We start from the raw sequence: 12,576 nt of genomic DNA on the forward strand, positions 1-12,576 counted from the left end.
AAAATTAAAAGAAAATTCAGAAAATATAATTCGACATAAATATCAAAAGGGATTAGTTTTTTATTTTGTTTCAAAGAATAAACATATGTTTACGTAAAAAAGAATGAATATTCTATATATTTATAGTGAAATTGTAGTATTGTTTAATTGAAAAGGGGACATCGTTATGAAATTAGAAACGGAAAGATTACATATTATCCCGTGTACGGAAGAATGGGTTCAAATTACGAATAATCAAGGATACAATAGTGGCCCGCATATTTTAGGGCATATAGAAAATTTGAAACAAGATGCGGCTGTATTACCGTGGGGCGCGTGGTATGTTATTCGGAAAGAGGATGATGTTGTTCTAGGTGATATAGGATTTAAAGGGAAACCGAACGAGCAACATACAGTAGAAATTGGTTACGGATTTATTGAGAAATATTGGAATGAAGGTTATGCAACAGAAGCAGTTAGTGAATTAATGAAATGGGCTTTTCAAACAGGAGAAGTGGAAACGATTATAGCGGAGACACTCCTTGATAATTATAGCTCTATTCGTGTATTAGAGAAATTACATATGAAAAGAGTAAATAATACAGAAACGATGATCAATTGGAAGATTGAAAAATAAAGAATACCGCTCGAAGCAAATCGGGCGGTATTTTGCGTAATTATGGTAGCATTTGTTTTTGATCTGTTGGATAGCTACTCGTCGCTTGTTTCGAATACTTTGAATGGTTACGGACAGAAATAAAAATAGAAATAATAACGACAAGACCAACTGCAACATAAGAAAGTGTAATAATAGTTGGATCAACTTTAAATGATGTAAGCAATGTACGTATATTCGTAAAAATAATAAGTCCGCCAACGAGTACGCCGAGTAAATGCGAAGGAACGATGCGTACTAACCATGCCGCGATTGGTGCGGCAACAATACCACCGAGCATTAGGGCAAATACCCAAACCCAGCTTATTTGTTCCCAACCAAGTGAGATGAAAAAGCCGATTGTTGCAGCGAGTGAAACAGGAAATTCGCTCGTATCTACAGATCCAATAACTTTTCTAGCATCATTCCCTTTTGCAAGAAGAACAGGTGTCGTAATAGGTCCCCAGCCACCACCGCCAGTTGAATCAACAAATCCTGCGAACAAGCCAAGTGGCACAAGTTGTTTAGCAGACATACGCTTATTTGAAGCAACAATTTGTTTTTGAATGATGAATCGTAATAAAATATAAACCCCTAAAGTAAATAAAAATAAGGAAATGTACGGTTTAATAATATCGCCCGGTAAATTACTTAAAAAACATGCTCCGACAAAAGCGCCAATCGCTCCTGGCAATGTAAGTCTAGAAACTGTATATTTATCAACGTTTCCGAATCGTATATGAGATGCACCGGAAGCGGCAGTAGTGACTACTTCAGCTAAATGAACCGATGCAGAAGCAACAGCTGGTGCAATACCAAACATTAATAATAAAGAGGAAGACGTTACCCCATACGCCATTCCAAGCGCTCCATCAATCAATTGAGCGAAAAATCCGATAATAGAAAAGATAATTAATTTCTGCATAAATAATCCCCCTGTAATAATAAATGAAAAAGGCACTTTTCCCGTGTGAGAAAAGTGCCTTTGGTTTTTCCAATCAGCAATAATTAAATTTGTTTCATTATAATACATATTAATCGTATAAATCAACTAGGTTTTAAAGTTTTTTGAATTGAATGAAAGAAAAATAAAATATACAATGAAAGGATGGAGAGAAAGGGGAGAAAGAATATGTTAGCATTTGATCATCTCGTTCACGCAGTTCATTGTACACCGGAGGAAGCGGCAAAACAAATGCAGGTACTAGGTTTTCATACTGCGTTAGGCGGACAGCATACAAACTGGGGTACTTGGAATAGTTTATGTTATTTTGATTTATCATATATAGAATTTTTAGCTGTTCAGCATGAAGAAAAAGCGAAGGAAGCAGAAAATCCATTAGTACAAGAAACAGTGGTGAAATTACAAAATGGAGAAGGAATGCTACAAATCGCAATTCGAACAAATGAAATTGAAGAACTAGCAGATAAATTAAGCAAACATGGCTTACAAACGATAGGACCATTTAAAGGGAAACGGATGAGAAAAGATGGCCGCCTTTTAGAATGGAAAATGTTATTTGTAAAGCAAGAAGAGAACGGACCGAGATTACCATTCTTTATACAGTGGAATGAAACGGATGAAGAAAGAAGAAACGATTTACGTGAAATAGGGACGATTACGGAACATAAAAACAAAGTACAACAAATTGAAACGATTCATTATGCGGTGAAAAATGTTCGAGAAACAGTGCGGAAATGGAAAGAAGTAATGGGACTAACAGTAAGCTTGGCCACAAAAAATGTAAAGTGGAATGCTGAATGTCAAAGTGTATCGTTTGGAAATATTAGCGTACAATTTTGTGAACCGATTGGGGAAGGTCTAGTAAAAGAACGTATAATGCAGTACGGGGAATATCCGTTTGCGGTGGAGTTTAAAGGTGGAAATAAACGAGAGCGTGAAGTATTAGGTAGTTTGTACGTATATGAATAGAGGTGAACTTTGTGGAAGAAATGTTCAGAGAGATAGAGAGAAAACTAGGGTGGCCTCGTATTGTAAAATGTACAGCTATTTCAAAAGGGTTTTCACATGAAGAGAAATATAAAATGGAATTAGAAAACCGAGTAACGTATTTTATAAAAGTATGTGATGCTGTTAACTTTGAACGAAAACAAGAAGAATATACGTATATGAAACAAATAGAGTTATTACATATTCCAACGCCGAAGTTAACTCATTTCATAAGACTTGAAGAATTAAATAAATGCGTTCAAATATTTGAATGGATTGACGGAGTAAATGGAGAAGAGAGTTTAGGCAAGTTATCGGTGAAAGAGCAGTATGCTGCGGGGAAAAGAGCGGGAGAAGTTTTAAAGAGAATTCATGCAATAGAAAAAGAGAATGTCATTGCTTCGTGGGAAACGTTTCGGTGGAACAAGTACGAGAGATACTTGAAAGCATTAGCAGACTTAGAGGTAGACTTTCTAGATATGAAGCCAGTATTAACCTTTGTAGAGAATCATAAAGACTTATTAAAAAATCGTCCTATCACATTTTTACATGATGACTTCCATCCAGCGAATAGTATGATTCATAATAAGGAGTTTATCGTTATTGATTTTGGTGGATATGATTTTGGCGATCCAATACATGATTTTTATAACGTAGCGATTTTTACTACAAGAATAAGCAAACCATTTGCGGTTGGTCAAGTTCACGGTTATTGCGGAGGTGAACCGTCACTCCATTTTTGGAAACTGTATTCATTATATGCAGCGATGACATTCCCAGCGGATATCGTATGGACAAACCGAACTACACCACATTTAGTAGAGAATATGAAAGAGAGATTAAACAGAATTTTAGAAGAACATAATCATTTTTCATCCTATATTCCGAAATGGTACCAATCATATCATGTGGATATAATAAACAATAGATAATGGAGGGTTTCATTTGGATAAAATAGCGGTAATTTCAGATATTCATGGTAATATTCCGGCATTAGAATCTGTACTGAAAGATATTAAATTACGAGGTATTGAGCGCATTATTTGTCTTGGAGATTTAGTAGGAAAAGGCCCTCATTCTAGCGAAGTAATTGAAATTGTTCGTAAAGAATGTGAAGGAGTAGTAATGGGAAACTGGGATGATTTCATTACAAAACCGACTGAATTTGAAGCGTTAAAATGGCATCAAAAACAATTGTCAGAAGAACAAAATGAGTATTTAAGGAGTTTACCATTTTCAATCGAATTTTTTATGAGCGGCAAACTCATTCGTATGTTCCACGCTTCACCGAGAAGTTTGTATGAAAGAATTCAACCACACGCTTCAAGAGAAGAGCGTGTTAGTATGTTCGAAAATAGTGAGTTGACAGAGAATATAGAAGGGGAAAGAAAACCAGATGTCGTTTGCTACGGTGACGTTCATCAAGCATACGTTCAAAATTTTAGGGGGAAAACGTTATGTAATGCTGGTAGCGTAGGAAATCCACTTGAAATTACACAAGCTTCCTATTTAATTTTTGAAGGAACATACAATGAAAAAGAAGCAGCGAGCTTTTCCATTCAACTCGTACGTGTACCGTATGATATTGAATTAGCAATTCGATTAGCAGAAGAGCTCGATATGCCAGAAATTGAGGAATATAAGCAGGAGTTACGAACTGCTTTGTATCGAGGGTTTAAGGGGAAATAAGGAATATGTAAATCAATAAAAATATATCGACTTACCGACAAGTAGTGACATTTTTATTCATCATAATTTTGTTATGTAAACAAAAATGAGGAGGTCATATCGTGCATCGCCAAAAACGAATGAAAGAAATTGCTGATCATATTTTAACGTTAAACTTAACTCATCCAATTAGAGTTGGAGTGAGTGGTATTACGGCGTCAGGAAAGACAACATTTGCGAACGAATTAGCGGAAGAAATTAAAAAATGGGGAGAGCAAGTAACACGTGCCAGCATTGACGACTTTCATAACCCGAGGGCGATTCGATATGCGCAAGGAAAAGGATCCGCAAGAGGGTATTACGAAGATGCACATGATTATACAGCTTTTAAAGAAAGGTTATTAAAGCCTTTAGGACCTCACGGGAATTTAAGTTATGAAACGATTTCTCATAACTTAATAACGGATATCCCTGTACATAATGAGCCGCTAGTGGCCTCGCCAAATATGGTGTTAATAGTAGATGGAACATTTTTATTGAAAAAAGAAGTTGAGCATCTATTTGATTATAAAATTTTTGTAGATACAGATTTTGAGATTGCGAGAAAACGTGGTGCAAAGCGAGAGACTGAAGCTTTTGGAAGTTATGAAGAAGCGGAGAAGATGTTTTTGAACAGGTATCATGCAGCTTGTAAGATGTATATAGACGAGCATAATCCGAAAGAGTGTGCGGATGTTGTATTTTCTAATAGTGATTTTGAGAATCCGGAAGTTGTATTTAAAGGAATATAAAATCGTTTATATAGCAGAATAAAAAGGTAGAAAGGGTGTAGCCATCTAGGGTTTAAACTCTACCAAATATAGATGTAATAAAAATTATTGCAGTTTTGAATGAGTTAAAATAATGAACCGAAATAATTTGTCTCTATAAACATGGAATTTCAACATAAAAAATAGTGTTATAATTTGTGAAAGGAGATGTTTTGGATGGATAAAAAAAATAATCCAAATGATTGGCCTTTATGGGCGAATGAGTCAGTAGAGATAGTTAATGCAAATCCTGATTGGCAAGATAAAGGAAGATGTGAAGAACAGTAACTTTATGAACTGCTTGCTCCTCTCGGTGTAAGCAAGGTAATACATATAGGAAGTACATCCATACCTGGTTTACCTGCAAAACCTATAATTGATCTAATGGCTGAAACAGACTCATTTGATAGAGTGCTAGATATTTCAGCTAAATTGGCTATATATGAATGGCATTATGTAAGCCCAGAATTAGATGAAAGACCTTGGAGAAGGTTCTTTGTGAAAGTTAAGAATAATAGGCGTGTAGCTCATCTGCATTTGATGGTTAAAGGAACTGAGCGATGGGAGCAACAACTTTTATTTCGTAACCGTTTACAAGAAAATCCGCAATTAGTTTATGATTATTCAACTCTTAAGCAAGAGTTGGCTCAAAGGTTTAACCAAGATAGAGAAGCATACACAAAAGCTAAAACAGAATTTATTAAACAGGTTCTAAAATGATTAAAGTTTTGATTGTAACTGTGTTTGAATACAAATGAAAAAACTATAATAAAATGCATGCAAACAAAGTGAGAGACTTCGGTGTTCCAATGTATTAGTGCTATGCCAATACTTATTTTATATGTATTTTCTTTTATTTATCAGGATAAATTTTATATAATTTAATCAAGTTTATAGAAGGATAGGTACTAAAAATATATTTAAAAATCGACTTGATTTTATGAAAAAAATTACAGGGGATAAGGCAAAAATAAGTTGAAAAACGTAAAAAGGGGACAGGAAATATAATGAATGAAGTACTAGAATTAAAAGAAGAGCTACAACAAATTAAAAATAACAATTATGCTGTACCAGACGATGTCGACGCATATCCATATGCACAGTGGATGCTAGATTATATCGGATCACCTGATGCTGAATTACGTGATGATTTGATTTATAGTACGCTTCACACATGGATTACAAATGATGTATTTAGACAAAAAGAATTACGAGGATTAATGTTACAAGCGATTAGTCCTGATTATTTATTTTATAAAATTGGTGAAAAAGGAACAGACTCTGTTTTTAAACGTGCGTTCTCTGTATTAATTCCACCACTTATTTTATCTGTTCATGAAAGAGAACCATTGTTAACTGAAGACCAACTGTACAGTGTGGCAGAACAAGTGCTGGAATATGTCTATTTAGAAGAAGATGTAAGGGGTTACGTAGAAGGGAAAGGCTGGGCACACTCTACGGCACATGCGGCTGATGCACTAGATGCTTTAGCACGTACAATACGAAATCGTGAGTTTTCATATGCAATCCTTGCTGCCGTTCGTCAGAAGGTTCGATTGAATGATTACGTATACATAAACTTTGAGGATGAGAGATTAGTAACGCCAATCATGTCGTTACGGAATCAAAATATTTTAACTGAAGAAGAGTGGAGCAATTGGCTACATAGTATAGCAATTGTTGAAGATATCCCACATCCTCAACATGATATTTTAGTACAAAATATTAGAGATTTTTTAAGAAGTTTATATTTTAGAGCTTTAGAGAAAGAGGGAGTTACTGCTTTTACAGATGATATATTGGAGACTTTGGAGAAATTGCGTAGATATTAAAAAATGTCTTCGAATTAGAATGTGTGGTTCATGACTCGATCCCATCATAAATGAGCATTTCAGCAAAGAATAAGAGTTAAAAAAAACGATCTTTTCTGTAGGTTCCTACAAAAAGGATCGTTTTTATAGTTAAATTGAAATTTCAGACTAAATAAGATTACTGTTAAAATAGAAAGTTGATTTCTGCCGAGTATTTTGGAATTTATGCAGTACTTCTGTCTTTTCGAGAAGATTTCTTTCTTCAAGTTTTGGTGCAATAAAACGATATATTGCTTTTTTTAGACTAGAAAAGAGCACTTCCATCATGAAAGTAAATATTTCTGGTTGCTTTTTGTAGATACGATTATATGAGTCTAAAAAAAGCATAGTTTTGGTAAATTCAATATTTGCTTTAGAGAATTTTTGGATCTCAGAATGTCCAAGATTTAAAGATTATTTACATCTATTTTAATTTTTTTGCACCTAAACTGTTTATACTATTTGTAGGATTTTCTGCTTTTTTGTCGAATATACTTAATGCAAGGAGGGACATTACATGATTATTAAAGACTATTTCATCAATCTTTCTATTTTTTCTCTATTAGTTAGCGCAGCAATATTTATTCAAGTGTTTACGATTCATTCCAGGCGATATTTTGAAAAATTCTATGGAGGGATTATCGCAGTTACTTTGATGTTCTTTTCTTTTCCGTACATGGGATTTTCCTACGATCTTAGAGTTGTTCCTCTTATTTTATCTTTTATTTACTTCGGTCGCATTGCTGGTTGGATTACATTAATTAGCATTATTATAATGCGTATCTTTTACATTGGTGGGTATTGGGAGCCACCCGTGATTGCATATTTAAGTATGAGTATCCTATTTGCTACTTTTAAAACATATTTTAAAAACCTTGATCCTTTTAAAAGTGCATCTTTATATTTTTCTGTTTTTGTGGGAATAAAGTGGTTAGTTGGTTTATGTTTTAATACTACATTGCTTTACACTGGAGGCTTATTATATATAGCTTTAGGACTTCTAATCGGGCTCTTTCTTATGGAAGCTTACCAGAGTTTGTATTATTTAACACAAGATTTATCTAAAATAAATCGAGAATTAATAAAATCGAAGCAAGAACTCACAGATACCGTACATGAACTTCAAGGCGGGATTTTTAAATTTAAAAAAGTGGGTAAGCACTTTATACACACTTTATGTGATGGGCAGTTTTATTATCAAAAAGGATTTTATTCTGAACAGGTGGTAGGAAAAAGCTTACGCACTATTGATGCTTCTATTGTTCCTCCACATTTAGTTCCACAATTGATGAAGCATTATCTTCAGGCATGGGAAGGGAAAGAAATTATATTCGAATTACCCTGGCCAAATGATAAAACTATTATTCTTATTGCACTTAGGCCGATTAAACGAAATGGGCAAGTTATTGAAGTTGTTGGTTCTACAGTTGATATAACCAAAAGGAAAAAGGTAGAATCAGAATTAAGAGCTACCAAAGAATTACTGGAATCGTTTATAAAGCATAATGTAGATGCTATTACCATATCTGATCGAGAAGGGCATATTTTACAAGCCAATAAAGCTTATGAAAAGATATTTGGGTGGTCATCACAAGAAATCATAGGTAAGAGATTACCTTGTGTACCAGATTTCTTAATGGATGAATCACTTGAAAATATTCGGAAAATTCTAACAGGGGAATCCATAGTTACTAGATTAGAAACGGTTAGACAACGTAACGATGGAAGTCTTCTTGATGTTAGTCTGACAGTTTCTCCTATACTAGATGTAAGAGGAAATGTGATAGCTTTATCAGCAATATGTAGAGATATTTCTGAAAGAAAACAAGCAGAAAGAGAAAGGCATCGATTACACCAACAATTAAGAGATAGTGAAATGAAGTACCGTGCACTAATCGAACAAGCAACTGACGCAGTATATGTAGTAGAGCTGAATGAAGATCATGTTCCAAGTCGATTTATTGAGGTAAACCCTGTTGGGTGTGAAAGATTTGGGTATAGTAGAGAAGAACTGCTCTCGTTGCCATTTCCAAATTTTGTACCACAAGATTCTCCAATGATCGTAAGGTTACTAGAAAAAATTAGAGAGGGACAAACTTCCTTCACTTTGCAAGATGAATATGTTTTTCCAACAAGAAAAATAATAACAACTGAGTTTAGTGTCCGTGTTTTTAACTTAAATGGTAAAAAAGTTTTCCTAAGCATTTCTCGTGATATCACTGAACGGTTAAAAACAGAAGAATTACTACGAAAATCTGAAAAACTTGCTGTCGTAGGACAATTAGCGACTGCAATGGCTCATGAAATTAATAATCCATTAACCGCAATGAAAGGGTTTATGCAATTACTAAAATCAACGGGAAATGAGAATGATCAGGGTTATATAAATATAGTATCATCAGAGATTGAGCGTATAGAAAGTATTACAAATGAATTTATGGCGGTAGCTAAACCACAGGTGGTAAAGATACAACCTAATGATATTGGTGTGCTAATGGATCAAGTTTTGACGCTACTGCAACCTCAAGCAATGATGAATAATATACAAATTAGAATCGATTTTACACCTAGTATTCCATTGATTCCATGCGAAGGAAATCAATTAAAACAAGTATTTGTTAATATTTTAAAAAACGCAATTGAATCCATGCCAACGGGAGGAGAAATTCTGATTCAAATTGATAAACTTGATAATGATCAAATAATCGTTCGTTTTATCGATCAAGGGTGTGGGATTTCAAAAGAACGTATACCATATCTAGGAGAACCTTTTTACAGTATTAAAGAAGAGGGGATTGGCTTAGGATTAATGATCTGCTATAAAATTATCGAAACACATCACGGAAAGGTATTTATTGAGAGTGAAATAAATAAAGGAACAACAGTTGAAGTTACTCTCCCTATTTGTACAATTCAAAATTAATATATTTCCTTATAAAAATATAATCTTATTGTCATCTAATGAAATAGAAAAAGCGTATAAGGTACTTTAAAATTCAAAGTGTTCATATGAACAAAATAAATAAACAATAGAATGGAATTATGAATGTACATGAGTAAAAAATTAGTGAAACCCCTATTTGTCTTAGGAAGTGCCACGTTACTAACACTGGATGCTTATGTATATGCAATTATGGATTACGGTACAATAGATGAATTTAGTAAAGAAGCCTAGCTAAAGACTAAAGAAACAGCTAATCAAGCAACTATTAATCACTTTAAAACAGAAAAAAATATGGATGTTGTCATTACTCAGATTGGTTTCTCAGGAGAATATGCGACACCTGAGATTTAATTAGAGAGACATGTCTCTGGCAATGAAAAACAAAAGGTTTCTGCTACTGTTAATTCTTCAGAAGATTATTGAGTTAAAGACACAGTTAAAAACTAAATTTACTAACTGCTCTTTTTAAGTTTCCTGAATAGGCCTCACTATACTTTTAATGGTTCTGATGCAAAAATTCTAAGACTCTTGCAAGCAAAGTCCTGAATTTGGATTAGCTATTGCAAAATCATTGATTGAAATGCACAAGAGATAAAATGGTGAGAGGGGGCGCGCAGACGGCAAGCAGGGTAGTGAATTTTGGTTTACGCTTCCCATCGCATCAGAAAAAATAAGACCGCTGAAAGACTTTTGTAATATTTATGTTATAAAAATGAAAGACCTTCTTGCTAACATACTACTACACAGTATGTTACAGGAGGTTTTTTACTTTATGAAAAGAAAATATGTATGGTTTATAGGCGGTTTGATAATTGTAATGGGGGTTTTATGGTCATTGTTCCGACCAGAGAAATTATTTATTGATAAGCAAGTGAATGAAGCATTGCCACAAACAGAAGTACAATCAAATGAAACAAAGCAACAAAGTGATCGAGTAATAAGTGAAGGACAGTTTCAAAATGGTGTTCATGAAACAACTGGAACGGCAACAATTCATCAATTAGCGGATGGAAAACGTGTTTTACGACTTTCTGATTTTAAAACATCTAATGGGCCGGATGTGCGAGTTGTATTAGTTCCTACGAATCGCTTGAAAAATAATGAAGACGTGAAAAACTATCAGTATATTGAATTAGGAAAATTAAAGGGAAATAAAGGAGACCAAAACTACGGAATTCCTGAAGGGATAGATGTAAGTGCATATGGTTCGGTTTCTGTTTGGTGTAAGAGGTTTAATGAAAACTTTGGTGCTGTTTATTTTAAGAAGTAAATATGGACTTAAAAGTGGGTTTGTGTAACACATGTATAATTCTATAGAGAAAGAAGACGATTAAATACAAAATAACAGTAACCAATAGATTTAGGAATTAATAGTACTTGTTTTTTATTTGGATAGATACGAAATATATATGCCAGCTTCACTAATATGGTGTGCACCTCATTTTTAAATAGGATGCCTACAATATCTTTCTATTCATGATAATGGTTGCGGGTTTGATATTCAAAGGCTGGATCGACTAGGATTCCCTTTTGGTGAAAATGATTCCAGAGGGTTTATGATGGGATCATTTTTAGCAAACGTACAATCAGATGTGGGAGAAGTGGCAATCGTTTGCATCGGGTGGCTTGGATCAATCATTGCATTGGCTACAATTCGAATATGGGGAGAAATAATTCCACGTGCAATCCTGCTCATTTTGCATGGATAATGTGTATCACCCTAGTGTTTGTAATTCCCGATGTCCGGGTATTACAGAATTTCGCTTATTCATTCATGCTACATTTTCAACTCATTGATTGGCCTGTTATAAATCAACTTCTATGTATGGTAGGAGGATTATTATGGGGAGCGACAGCACATTGGTTTATCAGCGACGGAGTCGGGGAGCATGTGTGAATTGTGGGTGTCAAAATGAATAGTAATATTAAGTATATAAAAAAAAGAGAAGAACTCACCAATGTTCTTCTCTCTTTTTATATGTAATTAGGGTTTCCATAACTGTAGATATGGATGGTGTAAATTAATGGATGAATAATTTACTCTTAAAATTATAACAGAACAAATAAAGATTTTGATATGTAATATTGCATCTTATAACCAACTTTTATACTGTTATAATGATAGAGATAAATTCTACAGCATTTTTCGAAGTACTAAACAGCAAATGAACATATAAAAAAGGAAGAGAATTATAAAAATTCCCTTCCTTTTTTATATGTTCATAGATTTAGTGATATAGGAGAGATGTCCGGATTGAATTTCAACTACGTAATTCTTCCGAACATCCAAATAAAAGGAATCAGAAATACTAACACATTTAATAGTATCTCGATTTTCGCTCCGATATTTTTATCTACTACATAGGAAAAAATAGCTAAGATAAATCCAATTGGACAAAGAAATACAGGTAAAAGTATACAAAAAATTCAGTTAAAATAATTTTGTATGCAACATTAACAATAGATAAAATCAATAAAACCGGTATTAAAATCGGTATAATTGTGCCTATTCTATTTTTCTTTATCATAATATCCTCTTTTTTATTCAAATAAAATACATTGACCTATAAATAGAAAAGAAAAAACACTGTTATTATAAAATGTACCCTATAGAATAGACACTTAAAAAAAGTCTATTCTATCGGGTATTTCTTGTATAATAAGAGGAAAATTGGGATCGGAGAATGTTCAAAATGACAAAAAAGCTATTTACAGAAAGA

At 33.7% G+C, this 12,576-nt stretch carries 11 protein-coding genes and 4 pseudogenes; 11 read left to right on the forward strand and 4 right to left on the reverse strand.

The annotated features are described in order from the left end of the window. Window positions 1-166: 166 nt before the first annotated feature. On the forward strand, window positions 167-616 hold the full coding sequence (locus tag MR071_RS15585) for a GNAT family N-acetyltransferase (protein ID WP_105587217.1): 450 nt from the start codon (window positions 167-169) through the stop codon (window positions 614-616). A gap of 40 nt (window positions 617-656) precedes the next feature. Here the strand turns inward: MR071_RS15585 and MR071_RS15590 are convergent, their stop codons facing one another. Continuing rightward, the gene (locus MR071_RS15590) at window positions 657-1,559 is read right to left on the reverse strand and encodes a sulfite exporter TauE/SafE family protein (protein ID WP_142395912.1); all 903 of its coding nucleotides are present in this window, start codon (window positions 1,557-1,559) and stop codon (window positions 657-659) included. Between the two features lie 207 nt (window positions 1,560-1,766). Here MR071_RS15590 and MR071_RS15595 point away from each other — a divergent pair, with 207 nt between their 5' ends. The 6 genes and pseudogenes from MR071_RS15595 to MR071_RS15620 all read left to right on the forward strand — a co-directional run bounded on the left by MR071_RS15595 (window position 1,767) and on the right by MR071_RS15620 (window position 6,894). Then, a complete protein-coding gene (locus MR071_RS15595) occupies window positions 1,767-2,567 on the forward strand; it encodes a VOC family protein (RefSeq protein WP_105587215.1) in 801 nt (266 codons plus the stop codon). 11 nt (window positions 2,568-2,578) lie between these two features. Continuing rightward, window positions 2,579-3,517: an aminoglycoside phosphotransferase family protein gene (locus tag MR071_RS15600; protein WP_242236743.1), complete on the forward strand. Its 939-nt coding sequence runs from the start codon at window positions 2,579-2,581 to the stop codon at window positions 3,515-3,517. Window positions 3,518-3,530: 13 nt separating this feature from the next. Continuing rightward, window positions 3,531-4,274 carry a metallophosphoesterase family protein gene (locus MR071_RS15605; RefSeq protein WP_105587213.1) on the forward strand — a complete coding sequence of 248 codons (744 nt, stop codon included), beginning with the start codon at window positions 3,531-3,533 and terminating at the stop codon, window positions 4,272-4,274. A 101-nt stretch (window positions 4,275-4,375) separates the two neighbouring features. Beyond that, window positions 4,376-5,044, forward strand: a complete 669-nt coding sequence (locus MR071_RS15610) for a nucleoside/nucleotide kinase family protein (RefSeq protein WP_105587212.1) — start codon at window positions 4,376-4,378, stop codon at window positions 5,042-5,044. Window positions 5,045-5,239: 195 nt separating this feature from the next. After that, window positions 5,240-5,782, forward strand: a pseudogene (locus tag MR071_RS15615) (GrpB family protein). Window positions 5,783-6,069: 287 nt separating this feature from the next. Next, complete coding sequence (locus MR071_RS15620) at window positions 6,070-6,894, forward strand: DUF2785 domain-containing protein (protein ID WP_105587211.1); 825 nt, start codon at window positions 6,070-6,072, stop codon at window positions 6,892-6,894. A gap of 153 nt (window positions 6,895-7,047) precedes the next feature. On the opposite strand, the pseudogene MR071_RS25630 reads toward MR071_RS15620, so the two are convergent. Next, window positions 7,048-7,311, reverse strand: a pseudogene (locus MR071_RS25630) (hypothetical protein); the annotation flags it as partial. A gap of 118 nt (window positions 7,312-7,429) precedes the next feature. Between MR071_RS25630 and MR071_RS15625 the strand changes: the two are divergent. The 3 genes and pseudogenes from MR071_RS15625 to MR071_RS15630 all read left to right on the forward strand — a co-directional run bounded on the left by MR071_RS15625 (window position 7,430) and on the right by MR071_RS15630 (window position 11,126). Then, window positions 7,430-9,835, forward strand: coding sequence for a PAS domain S-box protein (locus MR071_RS15625; RefSeq protein ID WP_242236745.1), 2,406 nt, complete (start codon window positions 7,430-7,432; stop codon window positions 9,833-9,835). A gap of 571 nt (window positions 9,836-10,406) precedes the next feature. Further along, window positions 10,407-10,552 (forward strand): annotated as a pseudogene (locus MR071_RS25820) (sensor histidine kinase); the annotation flags it as partial. 76 nt (window positions 10,553-10,628) lie between these two features. Further along, entirely contained in the window at window positions 10,629-11,126 is a 498-nt protein-coding gene (locus MR071_RS15630; protein WP_105587209.1) for a DM13 domain-containing protein, read from the forward strand. A gap of 41 nt (window positions 11,127-11,167) precedes the next feature. Here MR071_RS15630 and MR071_RS15635 read toward each other — a convergent pair whose 3' ends face one another. Then, window positions 11,168-11,293, reverse strand: a complete 126-nt coding sequence (locus tag MR071_RS15635; protein WP_309243136.1) for a helix-turn-helix domain-containing protein — start codon at window positions 11,291-11,293, stop codon at window positions 11,168-11,170. Between the two features lie 122 nt (window positions 11,294-11,415). On the opposite strand from MR071_RS15635, the gene MR071_RS15640 reads away from it, so the two are divergent. After that, entirely contained in the window at window positions 11,416-11,565 is a 150-nt protein-coding gene (locus MR071_RS15640) for a hypothetical protein (protein WP_242236748.1), read from the forward strand. Window positions 11,566-12,121: 556 nt separating this feature from the next. Here MR071_RS15640 and MR071_RS15645 read toward each other — a convergent pair. Continuing rightward, window positions 12,122-12,384 (reverse strand): annotated as a pseudogene (locus MR071_RS15645) (hypothetical protein). Window positions 12,385-12,576: the final 192 nt, after the last annotated feature.

Source organism: Bacillus cereus group sp. BfR-BA-01316, from assembly GCF_022664195.1.
In the GTDB taxonomy this organism is placed as follows: Bacteria; Bacillota; Bacilli; order Bacillales; family Bacillaceae_G; genus Bacillus_A.